Genomic DNA, 18,625 nt, shown 5'->3' on the forward strand with positions numbered 1-18,625 from the left:
AATGGGGCTGCAGACAAATATCTGCAGCCCTATCTAGATTGGTTTGATTAGTTAGCTGATGTCACTTCACCGGCAGAGTTGATTGTCCAACCCAAATACCAGGTGTCAGAACTGTTCTCGATAGCACCAACATAAGTTGTTGCATCGAAGAAGCTGTCGATCGTGGAAGCATCAACTGCAGTCACACTCGCACCAGAAAGAAGGCCTTTGCCTGCTTTGTTGTAGAAAGTGAAACCTGATTGAAGTGCAGCATCAGTTGCAAAGTTTGAAGCTTCAGCTTGAACATCAGCGTCAGTGTATTGAACTGTACAGCCACTACCCGGATCAGCCCGGAATGGGCGACTGCCAGTAGTATCTAGAATAACAGATTCTAGTCTTAAGTTACCTTCAGCGGAGTTAGCTGTTGTTTCGGTCAGAGCTTGGAAAGTCCCGTGTGGGTTTCCAGATCCGTCACATTCATCATTGATACGGAAACCGAAACCAGTGTCGACAATAACACCGTTTACAAAGTCACCAGCCATACCTTCGCGGAAACGCATGCCGTTAGATCCTTCGTCACCCAAAATAGTGAAGTTGGAGATTGAAGGAGCAGAACGAGGTGTTTGGTCAGGTGAAGATGTCGAGCGGTTGTCTCCCTCAAAAGCATAATCTGAGTTGTTATGCTCGATGATCACGTACTGAGCTTTACCAGTCCAACCATCTGTCCAGTCGATTGAATCATCACCAGCTCCAGTAATAACAGCGTGCTTTACGTTTGCTGTTCCACCGAAGAATTCAATACCATCATCACCATTGTTGTGAACTTGGATGTAGTCGTAATTACCGCCAGAACCAACACCTTGGAATGCGATACCGTTTGATTGGTCTTCTTCGTTGAAGAAGATACCTGCAAACTCTAAACGTAAGTAGTTGATGTCACCGCTATTGTCATCGGAAATGTTACCGCCGAAAGTCCCTGAAGAGGCTTCACCGTCGTCTTGACAATTTGCGTCACCGCCTGTTGCTGTCGGAATGACATCACATTTGTTGATTGGAGCGCGACCGTTAATAGATAGGCCTAACCATTGTCCTCTTCCATCGACATAGTCAGCTGTTCCTCGGATTGCATCACCTGATGTCATAACAACTGGAGCTGTCGATGTTCCATTTACGTGTAGTTGGTTCCCACGAGAGACAACTAGTCCATCTGTCGAGCGGTCACCGAATACTGTTACACCAGCCTCGATAGTCAATGAGGCAGGAGAGAAACTTGGGTTTAGATCACCAGTTGCGGAATTTACGCCATCTTCACCAACAAATACCTGACCGTCCAAGCGGTATAGAATGTTATTTTGAGCAGTTAGAGTAATGTCTCCAGAAATTGTACCAGATAAATTACAAACTAAGTCGCTACCCAGAGTTCCTGCTTGCGTTGTTCCTGTTGGACAAGATGCTGCTGGAGGTGTTGCAGCTGCAAATACGCCAGTAGACCAACCAGCAGCCCAGTTGCTTGCAACTGTTTCGGTTGGAGAGAAAGCACCGGCATAAGGATCAGATGCGGCACTATCGTTGATACCAAATTGGTTCAGTGCACCTAGTTCCAATACTTGGCTTAATTGTACAGCACCGGTTGGAATTGCATTTGCACCGTCTGCGCTAGATACATCAGAGTCTGCAGGAGCATACTGGTTTCCATCATCATAGTTGTATAACGGGAAACCATTTGCGTTGCGAACAGGAACTTGGCCAGCAGAAAGTCCCGGAACAAATTCAAAGTTTTCGGCCGCGATTTCATTTACACCGAAGAATGAACCTTCAGCTTGGATAGCTGCAACGATTTCAGCGTCAGTAACTGTTGTTACATCATCAGCAGTGTCGTCTGTACCTTGGTCATCAACAACATCGCCAGTTTCATCGGCGTTGTTGAACAGTAGACCTTCAATGTTTGATGTTGCACCATCAACAGAGCTTGCAGCTGCTAGTAGATCGAATGTTGCTTTATCACCAAATTTGATACCATCGTCGAAGCCAGTAACCACACCGTTTAGGAGGTTAGCAGCTGTACCTTCGCGAAGACGGATACCGTCAGCACCCGTTCCGTTACCTACAAATGTGAAGTTTGCAATTGTTGGGAATGAACGAGGCTGTGTGTCTGGTGCAGAAGTTGAACGGTTGTCAGCTTCAATAGCATAGTCACCAGCGTCATCGGCTTGCACAACAAGTAGGTTTTTGATGCCACCAGTCCAACCATCAGTCCAGTCCACAGCGTCGTCAGCTGCACCAGTGATGATTATGTGGTTTGCTTCAACTGTACCACCGAAGAATTCTACACCATCGTCACCATTGTTGTGAACTTGTACGTAGTCAACTGTCGTACCAGAACCCACACCTTGGAACGCGATACCGTTTGATTGGTCTTCTTCGTTGTAGAACACACCAGCGTATTCAACGCGCACACCGCGAAGAGTACCTGAGTTGTCTGTAGGTTGATCACCACCGTAAACACCTGAAGAAGCTTCACCGTCGTCTTGACAGTCAGCTGTTCCACCAGTTGCGCCAGATACAACATCACATTTGTTGATTGGAGCGTAACCGTTGATTACAAGACCCAACCACTCAGAGCGTGCTGTTGTAGCGTCGGCGTTTGAATTTCCTTCAGCGCGGTCATAAGCGCCAAATGAAGAAAATACGATTGGGTCAATGTCGTCTGCATCACCGTTTGCGACTGTAAGACCATCGGCGTCAATTTGAGAACCACGAGTTACGATAAGACCAGAGGAAGATCCTTCACCGTAAATAGTTGTACCTGGCTCGATTGTAAGAACTGCGTTGTTTGTACCGTCCTCACCCACGAATACTGAACCGTTAAGGAAGTACCCAACGCCTTTTTGAAGTGTCAGGTCTGAAGTAATTGGACCTGTAATTTGAGCGACTTCAATAAGAGTACCAGCTTGTGTTGTGTAGTTGACAACAGAGACAGCAGGGTGGCTCGCGTCAAAACCAGACGGTACCAAGCTCGTAGCTGTTGGTGTCGGTGTCGGTGTTGGCGTAGGTGTTGGCGTAGGTGCCGTTGTTGAACCTGGTGAAGAGATGTCAGTGTCTGAACATGCAAACAACGCTAGACTTGCAGCACCAATCATCAATGCATGGCGCAAATTTTTAGCCGGTTTCATTTCGGTAAGCCCCCTAGAACTAGGAAATTATGTGTGAAGCAGTTTTGAAAGATTGATGCTAAGGCCCTCAAAACCCATCACACCAATTTCGATCGAGTGCCGTATTACATAGTTATGTGACGGTTATATAACGGGGCGTGTAATATGTCTGAAACCGACTAAATAAAGCTCTGCTTGGAATTAAGATAAAACATAATTATCAATATGTTATGGGGTGGTGTTGCTGTGGGGTATCACTTGAAAATGGTTTTTTCATGAATTGCAGAAATAGGTATTATTGCAGCCTATTTATAACATAAGTTGAGATTTCTAGTTTGGATAAAAACTCATTGTGGGTCCAAGTTTATGGCGATGCTGATTCTTTCTTTGTCGCCATTATAGGGGCGAACTCCATGCTTTAGCCAAGAGGGGAACATGAGTATGTCTCCTCTCTTTGGCCGGATCTCTGGTTGTACAGATTGAGGTTTGTTGTCCATGCCTAGAACACGAAATCCCGGATGATGCATTGAGTTAGTTGGAAAGCGAGGATCTTCGAAATAAAATTCGCCTCCAAGACCTGTGGTGTTGTCTCCAATATCGTCAATCCCGCCCATATCAACATACAATACGGCCGACCATAAATTGCCTGGATGAACATGAATATGGTTAGATCCGCCTTTGGGAGTGATATTGGCCCACATTTGGATGTTCCATTTTACCTTTTCAGCTTTAGCATCAGCAAAATGAGACATCCGATGGGTAAGCGCTATAACTTTTTTAGAAAGTTCTTTCGCAGCCAGACCACCCCAAGACATCATATCAGTGTCTGAATGCCATCCGCCAATATTGGATCTTTTAAGGCCATCAGCGTCAGAAGCTCGTTTCTCTAAGATAACCTTTTTCAATTCTGTCAGGAATTTATCGCTGTTATCCAAATGGGCTGAAACAATAGGAGTCTCGAACAGCATGCCTCGTTGGGCCTTAAGTTTCATAGAAGAGTATTCGGAAACTGACATGAATCAAATCCTATAACAGAGGTCTATTTGCATTCAGACAAGGGATGCCATTTTTCAACTGGATCTTTCCAACAGGTTACTTTGGCACCAGCAGACGTTAAACTGCCGAGCTGTTTGTCTTCAAGAAATACTAAAATTGCCTGTTTGGGGGAAGTGGGGCTTTGGGGGATGTCTTTAAAATGAATTTGGTGGATGGTACAGGAATTAATGGTGTTCTTATTTTGTAAAATCAACACGGATTCTTCGCTGGCGTATTTTTCAATCGTTTTTTTCAGAATGGTATCTAAATCTGTGTTGGAAACATTTAGGATTTCCATATTTTCCAATTGTCCCATGTCAATTAATGTTTGGCATCCAGGGAGTTTTGATTCTCTTTTATTGTTTGCGCCAATATTATCTGAAGACTGAATCTTCTCTGGAGCATCCTGCTGAACGGTATTTTCACAAGCGGAAATGAAGACACCGCTAAGTATAATTGCCGCGGCCAATGAAACACTTTTCATAATGAAGATCCCGATTTTGATCATTAATCTATCTGGCGCGACTAATAAGGGATGTTTGATCGTGAACCAATGGGGAGTTATGCTTAACGGTTCAAATAATACGTATGGTCATAAAAATTTCATATATAACGAGGTTGATAATATAGGCTAAAAGCGGGACAGAGTTGGTTTTGGAGTTACTTTGGTTCAGTATGTGTACTGAGCTTCAATCCTAGCTGAATTAGCAGGATGGAGTAAAAATGAAACAGACATCTGTTTCTGTTTAGTGGCGTTGTGGTGCAGGTTTATGCAAATCGGTCGTTTAAATTTTGATGCTGCATCACTGATTGCGCAAGATGTTGTTCGTAAAGGAATAATGTTGGGTTCGATTGTCATTCTTGCGATTATCTGCGCTAAATCTTTTTATCTAATTTTGTCAGGCCCCAGCGCTTCTTTGTTGCCGTCCACTAATAGCAAAGTTGGAACCAATAATTCATCGGATGTGTCGATAGATATTGGTATGTTGGCGCGCCTTACTCCCTTTAGTGGTCAATTATCTGCCTCCGATTTAGAAAATACTATCGTATCTAATCAACCGGATGCCCCCGAAACAGAATTGAATATCGTTTTGAATGGTGTGCGGGCTGATGGAAATGGCGCAGGGGTGGCCTTTATCTCTTCTGGCAACAATCAACAGCAAAGATATCAAGTTGGAGATAATATAGCAGGGCTACAAGGTGTCTCTGTGGAGAGTATCTATTCTGATGGTGTATTGTTATCTCGCAGCGGAAGAATTGAACGTTTATCAAATCTGCATGATGAGAAAATCGGCATTAAATCTGTAAATGTGAGCAATGAGAACCAAAGGTCAAAAATCCCAACTGTAGATCAAGCTCGTGAAGCTCGAGAGCGTGATAAACAGAAAAACACAGAGCTTGCACAAAATGTGTCTGCGGGGCCAACATTGGCGACTGCCACTATGAAAAAGACGGACCTTGAAGACATTTTAGGTTGGGCGAGATGGGACGAGAACACGGTAAATAATGTTCAAGGGGTTACAGTGTTTCCGCTTGATACTATCAGGTTTAGTCGCTCTGGTTTGAAAACAAGAGATATTGTGCAGAAAATTCAAGGCGTAGAGATTGATAATGTTGCTGATTTTGAAAGTTTAAAAGCGACATTGGAAAATGCTCAGCAAATCAGAATAGAATTGCTACGAAATCAAGAAATCGTACATTTGACAGTAAATGTCAGCTTGTAAAGAAAAGTCGGTGTTGGAAATGGTGAAGTCGAATAAAAATAAGGTTCTACCTAGTGCGGCATTAGCTGTTTTGAGTGGTTTGATCGCGCCGATTGGGCAACAAGCATTTGCTGATGACTTAGGTGAAACGACCATTCGTGCGGACGGCACGAGTGTTCATGTTATGAATTTAAAGGACGTAGATATCTCCGTCCTCATCGATGATGTTTCAGCGATAACAGGGCATACTTTTGTTGTGCATCCGAGTGTACGCGGGCGTGTAACAGTTTCTTCACAGACACCGTTGACTGATAGAGAAGTTTTTCAAGTATTTCTGTCAACGTTGAGAGTTCATGGCTTCACCGCTATTCCATCACGCGGTGGTGTTTATAAAGTTGTTCCTGAGCAATCAGCATCTGCGGAAGCAGCTTTGGCCAGGTCTTCGGTTGTTGGAGATCAATTTGAAACGGCTGTAATTAGGCTTAGAAACTTTGATGCAACTGAAGCGGCTAAGATGATCAAACCGATCACTAATCCGCAAGGTCAATTAACTGCAAGTGCATCTTCAAATACATTGATTGTGGTCGACTATGCAGCGAATATTTCGCGCGTTCGTAAAGTTATTGGCGAAATTGACGAAGATCAAAGTCAAACTCTGACAATTCCTCTTATTAATGTTTCTGCGACTGAGATGGCAAAAACCATCAATGGCATGAAGGGGAATGGTCGTGGAGCAGCAGGGTTCGATGTCACAGCGATTGCGGTTGAAAGCAACAATTCTTTAGTCGTTAAAGGTGACGTTACCGACGTCATAAAAGTACAGAAGATCATTAATGATCTGGATGTAACAAATGCGAGCGATGATTCATCCTTAAAGGTCTTGTCTCTTAAACACTCTGAAGCAAAAGACATCGCTCCAATTCTTGAAGTAATGGGGCAAAGGCTCGCTGAACAATCCAGTGCTAGTAGTACTGTTAAAGGCGTTCCAAAAATCGCGATCTATGAACCAACAAATTCATTGGTTGTAAGTGCTACCCCGATGGTACTTCGCCAGCTTGAACGTGTTGTAGAAGAGTTGGATAAACGTCGATCTCAGGTGCTGGTGGAAGCGATTATTGTTGAACTTTCCGACAATGCTGCGCGTGAATTAGGGCTCGAGTTTGTTTTAGGAGGTGCTAATGGATCTTCCTCTACGCCATTTGCTGCCACGAACTTTACCCGCACGACGCCCAATGTGCTGTCTATTGCTGGAGCATTGGCTCTTGATTCAGATGATTTTGGTGAGACCACTAGTAGTTCACTGCAAACGGCGGCTATCAACTCATTAATAGGTACGGCAGGTGGTTTACTTGGTGTTGGCGGTCAAACTTCTGACGGGACTATTTTTGGTGCGATTTTGAACGCTGTGGATACCGACGTGTCATCTAATGTGCTGTCAACACCACACTTGCTAACGATGGATAATGAGAAAGCGTCTATCACCGTTGGTCAGGAAGTTCCGATTACAACTGGGGAAGCACTTGGAACCAACAATTCCAACCCATTCCGAACGGTTGAAAGAAAGCCTCTCGGAGTCACTTTAGAAGTTGAACCGCAAATCGGTGAAGGCGACAGTATCAAGTTGAATTTGCGCCAAGAAGTTTCTTCGATATTTGATTCAATTGATGGCGATTTTATTACAAATAATCGCGAAATAAACACAACAATTCTTGCAGATGACGGTGAAATAGTTGTTTTGGGCGGTTTGATCCAAGAAGAGGAGACGCTGAACATTCAGAAGATCCCGCTACTTGGTGATATCCCAGGATTGGGTCGCGCATTTTCATCAGAAGGCAAAACAAAAAAACGTACGAATTTGATGATATTTCTGAAGCCAACTATCGTTCGTGATGCGGAGACCATGCGCAGAGCAACGGATCAGAAGTACCGGTATATTCGTGAAGAACAACTTGCTGCTTCCAGAAGTGAGCGTGCGAGTTTAGATGTCTTTATGAAGGACGTTTTAGGAGTGGATTCAGAAGAGTAATCTTCTTACTGCTTAGTAGAGGTGTTGTGTGGATAGTTTCGCCGAAAGACGTTTGAATTACAGTTTTGCCAAAGAAAAGGGATTAGTTTTTTTTCTGGATGGCGACACTGCCTGCGTGGGGGTTCGCAAGGATGCTGACCCTTTGGCGATTCTTGAGGCACGCCGAATAGCAGGGCAACCTCTCACTTTAGTAGAACTAGACCGAGCTAAGTTTGATCGCCGCTTATCAGAGATTTATGCAAGTGATGGTATTGATTCTTCTGATTTAGATGATGCTCTAGATGAGCGCGGTGATTTGGATTCCATTGCTGCTGGTCTGACTGAAAATGCAGATCTTTTGGACACTTCCGATGATGCTCCGATAATTCGTCTTATCAATGGATTGATTGCTGAAGCTGTGCGCACCAAGGCATCAGATGTTCATATCGAACCATTTGAAGATCGTTTGTCTGTAAGGTTGCGTGTGGATGGCGTCATGCGCGAAGTATTAACGCCGTCTCGTCGCGTTGCTCCGTTATTGGTATCGCGGATCAAGGTTATGGCGCGTCTCGATATCGCCGAAAAACGGGTCCCGCAGGATGGACGGGTATCGCTATCGTTAGGTGGACGACCTATTGATGTCCGCGTGTCTACATTACCGTCACGCTATGGAGAGCGTGTCGTGATGAGACTTCTAGATAAAGAGTCTGCACGACTTGATCTAGATGATTTGGGAATGCCGGAGCAAATGTTAAATACTTTGAAAAAAGTATTGAAACAGCCCAATGGAATAGTTCTCGTTACTGGTCCTACCGGGTCGGGTAAAACTACAACATTGTATGCCGCTTTGACACTGTTAAACGAGCAATCACGTAATATTTTAACCGTTGAAGACCCCATAGAGTATGGCCTTGATGGGGTTGGTCAAACTCAAGTGAATTCTAAAGTGGGGATGACCTTTGCAGCGGGCCTAAGAGCGATCTTACGTCAGGACCCGGACATCGTGATGATCGGTGAGATACGAGATGGTGAAACTGCGCAGATCGCTGTTCAAGCGAGTCTAACGGGGCATTTAGTGCTTTCTACAGTCCACACAAATTCCGCTGCGGCTGCGGTCACCCGGTTGCGTGACATGGGCGTGGAGCCATTCTTGTTGTCGTCTACATTAACCGCAGTCGTTGCACAGCGCTTGGTTCGTCGTCTGTGCTCTCATTGTAAATCACCATATCAACCAGACAGTTCTGAGCTTAAATTACTCGGCCTGAATGCCAGTGATGTGGATGTTTTATACAAGCCTGAAGGTTGCGAACACTGTAATGAACAAGGCTATGAGGGGCGCCTCGGTATATATGAAGTGATCGAGATGGACACAGCCTTACGCGGCATGGTCCACGACAATGCGAGGGAACAGGACATAGAAGCACATGCTTTCGCGAACGCGGTAACATTGCAACAATGTGGAGCTGAGCATGTTCGAAATGGCTTAACTTCTTCGGAAGAAGTTTTGCGCGTTGTCAAACAAGCGAGAGATTCAGATGGCAGCATTTGAATATCAAGCTCTCGACCAAAATGGAAAAAAGCAAAAAGGCGTATTGTCCTCAGATTCGCTTAAAAGTGCGCGCCGTGAACTGCGCAAACAAGGGCTAACGCCTATTAACGTTGAAGCGAGCAAAGAAAAAGCAGCGAAGAAAAGCAGGGGACGAAAGTTAACCTCAAAAGATAGCGTTCTTTTAACGCGTCAGATGGCGATGCTAATTTCATCGGGCACACCAGTTGAAGAAGCGCTCGCGGCAGTGGGTGATTCAGCTAAAAAAGGAAATGTTCGTTCTGTTTTGGCTGATGTTCGATCAAACGTTGTCGAAGGTCAGTCACTATCGGACGCATTGTCCAGTCAACGAATAGCCTTCCCAGCACTATACACCTCTATTGTGGCCGCAGGTGAAACAGCCGGTGCATTGGATGTTGTGATGGGGCGGCTTGCCGACTATCAGGAGAAAAGCGAAGAGATGAGAGGAAAAGTTATCTCGGCTCTCATTTATCCGATAGTTGTTGGCGTTGTGGCGCTAATGGTTGTGGTTGCGCTTTTAGTGTTCGTAGTTCCGCGTGTTGTCGAGCAATTTGAAACTATGGGACAGAAATTACCATTGTTAACACAAACCATGGTGAATATTTCAGAATTTCTTCAAGCATATGGTTTGTTCTTATCGGCAGGTATAGTTGTTGCTGTCCTCGTATTAGGTCGAATGTCGCGCATAGAATCTGTTAAGCGCAGGTTGGATCGTTTCAGCCTTTCACTGCCTTTAATCGGCGAAGTTGTTCGAAGCGTAGCATCTGCAAGATTTGCTAGAACATTTGCGACATTGGCAGCTTCCAAGGCTCCTGTGCTTGATTGTCTTAGGGCTGCTAAAGAAACTACTCCAAATTTAATCCTCAGAGATGCTGTTCAGCAGGTAATTGAAGACGTTCGCGAGGGTGGATCATTAAGTCAATCGATGGCTCGTACCAAAGAATTTCCGCCGTTAGTTACTCATATGGCTGCAGGCGGTGAAGCAAGTGGTGAATACGGTCCAATGTTTGAAAAAGGTGCCGAATACCTCGAGCGCGATTTTGAGAAAACATCAAGCGTAGCACTGGGGCTATTGGAGCCGTTAATTACAGTTGTGATGGGGGGATTGGTGATGATCATCATTCTCGCAATTATGCTACCTATTCTTCAGCTCAATTCAGGTGCAATGATTTAACTGGAAGATAAGTAATGACAATATTGAAACAGGTATTTCAAATGAAACAATCTAAAGAAGCTTCTTCTAGAAATCAGTCAGGAGAAGAAGGGTTTACGCTAGTTGAATTGATGGTGGTTGTTTTCATCATGGGATTGCTTGCAACAGTGGTTCTGGTCAATGTTATGGGGAATGTTGATACATCAAGAGTGAAAAAAGCTCAGGTGGATATTGCTGCTTTGGAAAGCAGTTTGGATAGATATCGCCTCCAATTGATTGAGTATCCGACGACCGAACAAGGCTTGGATGCCTTGGTGACTGCGCCTCAAGACTTACCTAATCCAGAATTATTTCCTGCTGGAGGTTTCATCAAGCGATTGCCATTGGATCCTTGGAACAATGAGTATCAATATGTATTTCCCGGAGAGTACAATACGTCCGGAGTAGATGTTTATTCATTGGGAGCCGACGGGCAACTCGGTGGAGAAGGCCTAGATGCGGATATCGGTAATTGGGAAAACTAGCTTCAAATACGGTTAGACAAAAACAGAGTGGTTTTACTCTGGTTGAACTCCTTGTTGTTATTTTCATCATCGGGCTCATGTCCGGCGTTGTTGTGATGTCATTACCCGACGGGAAAACGAGCGCGGGACAACAAGCTGAAGATCTCACGTCAGCCATTGCGTCCCTTTCACGTGAAGCCATAGCTAGCGGTGAGCCTGTGAGTTGGACGCATATTGAGGGGCAAAACTTATTCGAACAATATCGAAAAGGGCAATGGGTTGCGCTGCGCGCGCCTTCGCGCACCATTAATCGAATTTCTGAAACGTCGAACGTCAAAGTGAGTGTCGTTTTGCTAGGAGTAGAGACCAAAAGAAAAACACTTGATGATAAGCGAGTAGAAGCCGAACCGCCTCTTGTGTTTTTTCCTACAGGTGAAGCCACACCAGCCGAGGTTCGAATGACAGGTGAAGAATTCGATATTGTTCACAAAGTAACGACGAGTGGTGAAGTCGTATTTATTCCCAGAGAAGAAAGAATTGCTAGATAGTGCTACAATTTGATCTCACTCTCGGATTGCTGGGAAAGCAAAAGGAAGAAGGCTTCACTTTAATTGAAGTTCTTGCAGCGCTAAGTATTTTTGCGATTGCCGCTGTGGGGTTGGTTCACATCTCATCCGAAAACACTAGAGGCGCTGCGGCCATAGAAAGCCGAATGTTAGCAGCGATAGTTGCTGATAATGAGATGACTTTGACATTGATCCAAAAGGAAAAACTGGAAGAAGGCGTGTCCAATGGTCGTGTTTCTTATGGTGGAAGAGATTGGGAATGGCGAAAAACCATAAGTGCCACGCCAAACGCACTGATCCAGCACGTTAAACTTGAAGCATGGGAGTATGATCCGGAAATTGCGCAGGCCCCCACAATTGCAGTCGTATTGAATGCATTTAAGGGGAAAAAGCCATGACCCGATCCGATGAAGGTTTTACGCTTGTTGAAGTGATGGTTGCCACGTTCATTATGGGTGTATTGTCTATAATCGGTTTAGTAATGTTGGATGATACTTTATCGACCAAAGAAACACTGGATGGTGTGCTTTCTGAAGTCGAAAAAGTAGAGCAGGCACGAGCAATCATTAAGAGTGATTTAGCTCAAATCGCTAACCGTAAAACAAAAGATGAGTTTGGCTTTGCTACTGCAGGAGTATTTGTAGGTGGGGTTGATTTGGACTCTGTGCAACTTATGCAATTTGTGCGCAACGGCAATGAAATGCCCGGCTTGGTTATGGTCTCTTCTTTATTGCAGCATATAGAGTACCGCTTTGAACACGGTAATCTTATCCGTCGCGTTCGCGCACGTGTTGATTCTATATCAGATACACCGTTGATTGATCGTGTTTTGATGAGTGATTTAAAGTCTGTTCAAGTCGAGTTTTTCGATGGCGAAATTTGGGCTGATAGCTGGACTGGTGGAAGTTCACTCGGAAATGAGATACCTGCGCCCCAAGCGGTATCATTGACTTTACATACGAATAGATATGGGCCGCTGCAATTATTGTTTTCTACTCCGGTGGGGTATTAACAATGGTTTTGCAGTATCTGAAGAAACAAAAAGCGCATGTAAGTAGTGGTCAAGATGGTGCAGCTTTAATCTCTGCTTTGCTTATCGTTTCAGTCATGTCATTGACGGCATTGGCCGTGATAGAAAATCTTCGATTTTCGATGAAGCTAACAGGTAATTTGGGGCAGAGAGAGCAAGCTAGATTATATGCATTGGGAGCAGAACAATTAGCTAAATCTACCATCAAGGCAACTTACCAAATCGGGCGACAAACTAAGCTAGAACGTTATCCAGAATTGGATACTTTAACGCTTAATCCGATCTTTTTCCCAATCGACGGTGGTTCAATCAGCGGCTCAATTAAAGATGGTTCCAATTGTTTCAATCTAAATTCTTTAGTGAAAATTGGTGAACGCAATACTTTAGTTGCTGATGAAGTTTCTCTGCAAAAGTTTGTTGTTTTGCTAGAGGCGGTAGGAGTACATGCTTCAGAAGGACAATCACTGGCAAACAGTATAATTGATTGGATCGATTCAAATTCCAGTCCTGGCTATGGTGGCGCAGAAGATCCCGATTACGCTGTCTTGCAAACACCTTATCGAACTTCAGGCACGTTGTTGGCTGACGTGAGTGAATTAAACGTTATTAAGGGATTTTCACCAGAGCTTGTGGAAACGATAGCTAGATGGGTTTGTGTGCGGCCTGATGTGAATTTGAATCAATTGAATTTAAATACATTGTCGATTGAAGATCTGCCTCTGGTGTTATCTTATTTAGGTAACAAATATGATGAAGTCGTTGTAAGCAATATTTTGTCACAACGCCCGGTGACGGGGTTCAATGAAGTCGAAGATTTTTTTAAGCTGGATGTTTTTCAAGAAGATAAGTTTCCTGAAGAAGAAAAACAGTTTTATGGACTTGCATCTGATTACTATGAACTGCACGCGCAAATAAGTTACTATCAAACCCTTATTAGCCTGCATTCACTCTTGCAAATATCACGAGGTGGCGACATCACATTGGTCTCGAGAAGGTATGGTAGTTTTTAATGGGTAATTGGCTAGTAATATTTGCAAATGATGAACCCGTTTCGGGAGTGGACTGGCGTATCGTGTCTGATGCAGGGAAAGTATCCGCTCGCGGCAATTCACAAATTCATGATTTGGCGAGCATAAAACACGATCGATTGGCATTGATCTTACCTGGACAACAAATTTCATCTTTCCGAACGAAACTGACAGCTAAAAACTTAAACCAATTACGCTCCATAGCTCCGTATGCAATTGAAGATGAGGTTGGGGCGGATGTTGAAACTCTGCATGTAAGTGTTGGTTATCCTCATTCGGAAACTCAATCATATTCTTTAAATGTAATTTCCCATGAAGAATTGGTGCAATGGAAAAGTGTGGCAAATGATTTGGGACTTACTGTCGATAAAGTCATTCCCGATTATTACTGTCTTCCGCGAGAAGAAAATGACATCTCATTCGTGCAATTAGAACATTCTAAAGTCTTCAGATATCGGGATTGGGGAGCTTCTTTCGATACGGATCAAGATGATCGGGTTATTGATAGAGTGATGCAATCGGCTGTTGAACAGTATGATAAAGATGAAGGTGCTACGACAAGACAATATGCAGATATAACTCAAAATGATTTATCGCATTTGGATGTTATGGCTCAGTTGGCGATTTCTGAGAACTATACTCTTTTGCAGGGGAAGTACGAAAATCGCGCTAGCGTCGGCAATGTAGGTTTAAAAGAATGGCGTTTGCCTTTGGGGATTGCGGCAGCAGCTATGATCGCCTCAATTGGGTTTAATGTCTTTCAAGGTATGGCATTTAAAAAAGAGGCCGAAGAATTAAAAGAGGGAATTGGCCAGGAAATTAGACGTGTATTTCCTGAAGTCAAAAGGATTGTTAACTCTCGGGCTCAGTTGAAAACACTCACAGCATCAAGCGGTAAGGGATCTATATTTTTGCAATTGTCAGGATTGATTTCCACTGGTGTGAATGAAGTGGATGGTATTTCCGTGGAAGTGCTTAGGTTTGATTCACGACGTGACGAAATGCAGGTCAGTATCGTTTACGAAAACTATGAACAATTGTCGCAGTTCAAGCAAAAGATCGAAAGCTTAGGTGGGAATATGCGCGAAGGTGGATCACGCCAAGTGGGTAATCGCCGCACCGGTGAAATAACGGTGACGTTGTGATGATTAAGGCTTGGTGGACAAGTTTAGAGCCGCGCGAAAGGCTTTTGCTCAGTATAGGTGGCTTGCTGACTTTGGTCGTGATCACATTTCAATTTGTGTATGTGCCTTCAAAAACATTTAAGGATCGAGCATCAAACAGATACGCATCCCAAGCAGCAATGCATTCAGAAGTCACACAGACGCTTAGGGTATATGAAAACAGTCCGCGTCGGACGCGTTCTTCAACAAATGGACCTGTGCAGGGAATTGTATCTGATAGCTCCGCGGTATTTGGAATTTCAATTTCAAGAATAGAGCCGACATCAACTGGCGACCTAACACTCTGGATTGAAGAAATAGACCCTCAATCTCTGTATGCATGGTTGACGGATCTTGAAACAAATTACGGAATTTCTGTCAGCAAGGCCTCCATTAGAATAAACCAAGATACACAGACAGTGAATGCGAACGTGTTTGTGAGCAGAGGGAATTAGCTGAGAATATGCGTATTTTTCTTTGTATAGTCTTGTTCATCATTGCGCTTGCAGGTGCATTGATCGCGAACATGCCAATGAGTTTTTTGGCTAATGTGTCGGGATTAAAGTCCGAAGAAGTTTATTATAGTCGTGCCGTTGGGACTATTTGGAATGGTGGTTTTTCCGATGTGCATATAAAGGGAGAGGTGTTGGGACAGGTCAATATAAAACTAATGCCCCTGAGCGTGTTGAAACTATCACCTACTGCACACTTTCAATTCGACGGTGCTGTTGGAAACGGCAAGGGAAAAGTTTCAGTCGGCCTCGACAAAGTGGTTTCTATTCGTGAACTGATAGCCAGAATTCATTTAAACGCCTTTAAGCACTTAGATGTTCAATTGAGGCGTTCTCCATCGACATTAAATCTTTCGGTCCCATTGGTGCGTATCAGTTCGACTGGTCAATGTAGAGAAGCCAATGGTGGATTGAAGTCAGATTTGTTGACGGCAGTAGGACGGGCATGGGCATGGGATGGTCCTGAGATTAATGGTCGAATTTCTTGTCAGGGAGAAGATTATCATATTCTTCTGTCAAACACTGCCGGTCCAGATAAGCTGGAGGCGCTGGCAGTGCTGAAAAGCGATCTAACTTATGAAGTTGAATCAAATGTGACGACACGCAATGGCAGATTATCAAATGCTTTAATCAGTTTTGGTTTTGAAGGACAGTCTCAGCAAGGGCATTTTAGGTATGCTAGAACATCAGCGGATTTTGCAGCCCAGCAATAAGAGCAATATTGGAGAAAACACCATGCGCAATTCAATGGCTAACATATGTTTGATGGGAGCTGCATTGTTGACCGCTAGTTGTGCAAGTTCCGCTCAAAAAAATGATGTGCCTGACCAGATAACCCAAGAAAGCATTGAGGGTTTCTATGAATTAGGTGAATTGGAACGCCAGCAGTTAGATGCAGGAGATTGCGGGTTGTTTCTATTTGCCGCGCGCCCTGAACCAAGGTTTGTTTTCTTTAGTGAAGCAGGCAAGGGAACAGCAAAAGTGGTGCTCAATGGCAAACCTACAGTATTTGCTAGATCATCGACCGAGGGTGATGTGCTTGATTTGCACTACACTGAACAAGTTTTCCATTCTCCTGTTGAAAATGTAGAGCTTAAAGTGACTATCAATGAAGCGGTTCCCGGAGATGGTGGGTCACAAATTACAAAAGCATCAATTAGAATTAGTGATTCAGCTGGATGGAAAATGGTAATTCCGGTTGGGGGCGCGACTTCGTGTGTGGGGTGATAAAATAAAATATAAAAAATGCACTTTTTCCTAAAAATAGTGCTTGACGATTAGGTGTGATAAAGACTAAACACAGCGCTCCAAACGATGATTAATCATCATTGACTTCTCATAGTTTGGTACGATACGCGGGTGTAGCTCAGCTGGTTAGAGTGCCGCCCTGTCACGGCGGAGGTCGCGAGTTCGAACCTCGTCACTCGCGCCATTCGATTTAGAATGGCGATCGCGTATAAATACAAACGGGCTCAGCCGATTGGCTGGGCCCTTTGTGTTTTTGACCTACAATTTTCGACGAAATTTAATTACTTCAAGTTTGTTTTTCTAATTGATGCCTGATAAATAATAATTTTTCAGGGTTCCTCAAAATATAGATCCACCCAATTTGAGTATCTTGGCTCGGAGCGATTGTGATGACAGAATCAAGCTCACTATCTTTATACCGCAGGATAGAAGGGTTGCGGTTTACAACTGCCATTCGAGTGGACCAGCCATCTTCTGAGTTCGTTTTCTTCCATATGGCAGAAAGAACTTGCAAAATTTCGCTGCAACCGTGCAGTGGTCGACGAGCGGCTCTCTTTTTAGTGCCGCCATCAGAGATTGCCGTTGCATTGGGTGCTAACAATTTAAGAGCCTGATCGTATTCCTCTGTAGCAACAGCTAAGAAAAACTTTTGAGTTAAATCCATAATTTCAGCAGGCGTTGCATCAAAGCGTGGTCCGGAATCCTGAAGTTTCTTTTGCGATCGGCTCACAAGTTGTCGGCATGCTGCTTCACTTGTCTGAAGCGTGGACGCAATTTCTGCATAACTTGCGTCGAATGCCTCTCTTAAGATGAATGCTGCGCGTTCTTTTGCGTTAAGCCGTTCCATAGCCCAAAGAAGCGCTAGCTCACATTCTTGCGCTAGTTCAAAGTGCGCAAGGGAAGAGGCGTTGTCATCACTGAGGATTGGTTCAGGTAGCCAAGGGCCGAAATAAACTTCTCGTTCATGTGCGGCCGATTTTAAAGTGTCTATGGCAATATTAGTTGCGACTTTTCGTAACCAAGCTGACGGGTTGTGAATTGTGGACTTATCAGCGGCAGCCCATTTTATCCATGTGTCTTGAACAGCATCTTCGGCGTGGGAATGTTGACCAAGCATCCGATAACATAGTGATATGAGTTTTGGTCTTTCACTTTCAAATTGAGCAGTGTGTTCGTTCATATCGCGCGCTCAACTTTAACTGATTTGTTATTTACATTGATTTCAAGGCAAGCGGCACCATGCCCTAGGGCTCGTTTTAACACAGGATACACCCGACCACTGCTTGCTGCGAATGATGCAGCTAAAAGAGTTTGTGAGCAATGATTCCTAATGATGAGTTTGCGGTATTCGTCTACTTTCAAATCGTTGGAAATTGCCATGGATGCAAAAATAAAGCCTAATCCAGCATCTGTTGTTTCCTTAGCTTGTCCGCTTATGCATTCCTCAATGTGGTTGGCATTAACCCCAGCCTCCAATGCCATATCGACAATTAGCTGTGCGCAAGGGCCGCAATCTTCACTAAGCGTAGAGGCGAGTAAAGAGCCAGCCCAAACACCAATTGATGCATCTGGTGCACGGTATTGGCTGATGAAAGGTAAAAAGGATAATCTCAATCCGGCCGATGTCGATATGTCAGCAACTTCCTGCATATATGCGGTGTCATAATTGTACTGATCACCAAATTTCCGAAAGCTTGCTTTTAAAAGAGATTTTATCATGGTTTTTCTTCGGACTTGGATAATTCCAGAGAAGAGATCATTGCGATAAAGGCAGGGAGTTGAATCCCAATTAGGTTCGTAAGAGCGATGGCGTCGAAGCTCATTCCTCTGTGGAACCAGATCCAAACGTGAAATAGGGCATGTAAACAAAGCCAAGAACTTCCAAAAATACAAACTGATTTATTGTAAGTTCTTGCTCCCCATATAAGAGCCAAACCACTGACCAAATAGGAAAGTGAGATATCCCGAACAAAATGGTAAT

At 44.1% G+C, this 18,625-nt stretch carries 18 protein-coding genes and 1 tRNA gene; 14 read left to right on the plus strand and 5 right to left on the minus strand.

The features are described 5' to 3' along the window. Positions 1 to 47: 47 nt before the first annotated feature. The 3 genes from F551_RS17560 to F551_RS0107245 form a co-directional block, all read right to left on the minus strand. Complete coding sequence (locus F551_RS17560) at positions 48 to 3,152, minus strand: hypothetical protein (RefSeq protein WP_018996830.1); 3,105 nt, start codon at positions 3,150 to 3,152, stop codon at positions 48 to 50. Positions 3,153 to 3,478: 326 nt separating this feature from the next. Next, positions 3,479 to 4,147, minus strand: a complete 669-nt coding sequence (locus tag F551_RS0107240; protein ID WP_081621166.1) for a TIGR02466 family protein — start codon at positions 4,145 to 4,147, stop codon at positions 3,479 to 3,481. 23 nt (positions 4,148 to 4,170) lie between these two features. After that, positions 4,171 to 4,650, minus strand: a complete 480-nt coding sequence (locus F551_RS0107245) for a hypothetical protein (protein ID WP_018996832.1) — start codon at positions 4,648 to 4,650, stop codon at positions 4,171 to 4,173. A 286-nt stretch (positions 4,651 to 4,936) separates the two neighbouring features. On the opposite strand from F551_RS0107245, the gene F551_RS0107255 reads away from it, so the two are divergent. The 14 genes from F551_RS0107255 (at position 4,937) to F551_RS0107320 (ending at position 16,828) form a co-directional block, all read left to right on the plus strand. Beyond that, complete coding sequence (locus tag F551_RS0107255) at positions 4,937 to 5,890, plus strand: type II secretion system protein N (RefSeq protein WP_018996834.1); 954 nt, start codon at positions 4,937 to 4,939, stop codon at positions 5,888 to 5,890. Continuing rightward, a complete protein-coding gene (gspD, locus tag F551_RS0107260) occupies positions 5,877 to 7,895 on the plus strand; it encodes a type II secretion system secretin GspD (RefSeq protein WP_018996835.1) in 2,019 nt (672 codons plus the stop codon). The genes F551_RS0107255 and gspD overlap by 14 nt, the downstream gene beginning before the upstream one ends. Before the next feature lie 28 nt (positions 7,896 to 7,923). Further along, entirely contained in the window at positions 7,924 to 9,423 is a 1,500-nt protein-coding gene (gspE, locus tag F551_RS0107265) for a type II secretion system ATPase GspE (RefSeq protein ID WP_018996836.1), read from the plus strand. Next, the gene (gene gspF / locus F551_RS0107270; protein WP_018996837.1) at positions 9,410 to 10,615 is read left to right on the plus strand and encodes a type II secretion system inner membrane protein GspF; all 1,206 of its coding nucleotides are present in this window, start codon (positions 9,410 to 9,412) and stop codon (positions 10,613 to 10,615) included. Before gspE ends, gspF begins: the two co-directional genes overlap by 14 nt. 14 nt (positions 10,616 to 10,629) lie before the next feature. Next, complete coding sequence (gene gspG / locus F551_RS0107275; RefSeq protein ID WP_018996838.1) at positions 10,630 to 11,118, plus strand: type II secretion system major pseudopilin GspG; 489 nt, start codon at positions 10,630 to 10,632, stop codon at positions 11,116 to 11,118. After that, the gene (gene gspH / locus F551_RS0107280; protein ID WP_018996839.1) at positions 11,106 to 11,645 is read left to right on the plus strand and encodes a type II secretion system minor pseudopilin GspH; all 540 of its coding nucleotides are present in this window, start codon (positions 11,106 to 11,108) and stop codon (positions 11,643 to 11,645) included. Before gspG ends, gspH begins: the two co-directional genes overlap by 13 nt. Further along, entirely contained in the window at positions 11,645 to 12,061 is a 417-nt protein-coding gene (gene gspI, locus F551_RS0107285; RefSeq protein WP_018996840.1) for a type II secretion system minor pseudopilin GspI, read from the plus strand. The genes gspH and gspI overlap by 1 nt, the downstream gene beginning before the upstream one ends. Beyond that, positions 12,058 to 12,675, plus strand: coding sequence for a type II secretion system minor pseudopilin GspJ (gspJ, locus tag F551_RS0107290; RefSeq protein ID WP_018996841.1), 618 nt, complete (start codon positions 12,058 to 12,060; stop codon positions 12,673 to 12,675). The genes gspI and gspJ overlap by 4 nt, the downstream gene beginning before the upstream one ends. Positions 12,676 to 12,677: 2 nt before the next feature. Continuing rightward, positions 12,678 to 13,703 carry a type II secretion system minor pseudopilin GspK gene (gene gspK / locus F551_RS0107295; protein ID WP_018996842.1) on the plus strand — a complete coding sequence of 342 codons (1,026 nt, stop codon included), beginning with the start codon at positions 12,678 to 12,680 and terminating at the stop codon, positions 13,701 to 13,703. Then, complete coding sequence (gspL, locus tag F551_RS0107300; protein ID WP_018996843.1) at positions 13,703 to 14,866, plus strand: type II secretion system protein GspL; 1,164 nt, start codon at positions 13,703 to 13,705, stop codon at positions 14,864 to 14,866. Before gspK ends, gspL begins: the two co-directional genes overlap by 1 nt. Next, a complete protein-coding gene (gspM, locus tag F551_RS0107305; RefSeq protein WP_018996844.1) occupies positions 14,866 to 15,339 on the plus strand; it encodes a type II secretion system protein GspM in 474 nt (157 codons plus the stop codon). Before gspL ends, gspM begins: the two co-directional genes overlap by 1 nt. Positions 15,340 to 15,347: 8 nt before the next feature. Further along, on the plus strand, positions 15,348 to 16,109 hold the full coding sequence (gene gspN / locus F551_RS0107310; RefSeq protein ID WP_018996845.1) for a type II secretion system protein N: 762 nt from the start codon (positions 15,348 to 15,350) through the stop codon (positions 16,107 to 16,109). A gap of 22 nt (positions 16,110 to 16,131) precedes the next feature. Beyond that, a complete protein-coding gene (locus tag F551_RS0107315; RefSeq protein WP_018996846.1) occupies positions 16,132 to 16,623 on the plus strand; it encodes a hypothetical protein in 492 nt (163 codons plus the stop codon). Between the two features lie 128 nt (positions 16,624 to 16,751). Continuing rightward, a tRNA-Asp gene (locus F551_RS0107320) sits at positions 16,752 to 16,828 on the plus strand. 102 nt (positions 16,829 to 16,930) lie between these two features. Here the strand turns inward: F551_RS0107320 and sigJ are convergent. Together sigJ and F551_RS0107330 are read right to left on the minus strand one after the other, a co-directional pair. Further along, a complete protein-coding gene (gene sigJ / locus F551_RS0107325) occupies positions 16,931 to 17,824 on the minus strand; it encodes an RNA polymerase sigma factor SigJ (RefSeq protein ID WP_018996847.1) in 894 nt (297 codons plus the stop codon). Continuing rightward, entirely contained in the window at positions 17,821 to 18,363 is a 543-nt protein-coding gene (locus F551_RS0107330; protein WP_018996848.1) for a hypothetical protein, read from the minus strand. Before F551_RS0107330 ends, sigJ begins: the two co-directional genes overlap by 4 nt. Between the last annotated feature and the right edge of the window lie 262 nt (positions 18,364 to 18,625).

The organism is Hirschia maritima DSM 19733 (genome assembly GCF_000378345.1).
Taxonomy (GTDB): Bacteria; Pseudomonadota; Alphaproteobacteria; order Caulobacterales; family Hyphomonadaceae; genus Hirschia; species Hirschia maritima.

Bases quoted from the DNA above. Each gene is read 5' to 3' on its own strand.
- gspN (WP_018996845.1), top strand. From the start codon at position 15,348: ATGCGTATTTTTCTTTGTATAGTCTTGTTCATCATTGCGCTTGCAGGT.
- F551_RS0107255 (WP_018996834.1), top strand. From the start codon at position 4,937: ATGCAAATCGGTCGTTTAAATTTTGATGCTGCATCACTGATTGCGCAA.
- F551_RS0107315 (WP_018996846.1), top strand. From the start codon at position 16,132: ATGCGCAATTCAATGGCTAACATATGTTTGATGGGAGCTGCATTGTTG.
- gspJ (WP_018996841.1), top strand. From the start codon at position 12,058: ATGACCCGATCCGATGAAGGTTTTACGCTTGTTGAAGTGATGGTTGCC.
- gspL (WP_018996843.1), top strand. From the start codon at position 13,703: ATGGGTAATTGGCTAGTAATATTTGCAAATGATGAACCCGTTTCGGGA.
- F551_RS17560 (WP_018996830.1), bottom strand. From the start codon at position 3,152: ATGAAACCGGCTAAAAATTTGCGCCATGCATTGATGATTGGTGCTGCA.
- sigJ (WP_018996847.1), bottom strand. From the start codon at position 17,824: ATGAACGAACACACTGCTCAATTTGAAAGTGAAAGACCAAAACTCATA.
- gspF (WP_018996837.1), top strand. From the start codon at position 9,410: ATGGCAGCATTTGAATATCAAGCTCTCGACCAAAATGGAAAAAAGCAA.
- F551_RS0107245 (WP_018996832.1), bottom strand. From the start codon at position 4,650: ATGAAAAGTGTTTCATTGGCCGCGGCAATTATACTTAGCGGTGTCTTC.
- gspD (WP_018996835.1), top strand. From the start codon at position 5,877: ATGTCAGCTTGTAAAGAAAAGTCGGTGTTGGAAATGGTGAAGTCGAAT.
- F551_RS0107330 (WP_018996848.1), bottom strand. From the start codon at position 18,363: ATGATAAAATCTCTTTTAAAAGCAAGCTTTCGGAAATTTGGTGATCAG.
- gspM (WP_018996844.1), top strand. From the start codon at position 14,866: ATGATTAAGGCTTGGTGGACAAGTTTAGAGCCGCGCGAAAGGCTTTTG.
- gspG (WP_018996838.1), top strand. From the start codon at position 10,630: ATGACAATATTGAAACAGGTATTTCAAATGAAACAATCTAAAGAAGCT.
- F551_RS0107240 (WP_081621166.1), bottom strand. From the start codon at position 4,147: ATGTCAGTTTCCGAATACTCTTCTATGAAACTTAAGGCCCAACGAGGC.
- gspK (WP_018996842.1), top strand. From the start codon at position 12,678: ATGGTTTTGCAGTATCTGAAGAAACAAAAAGCGCATGTAAGTAGTGGT.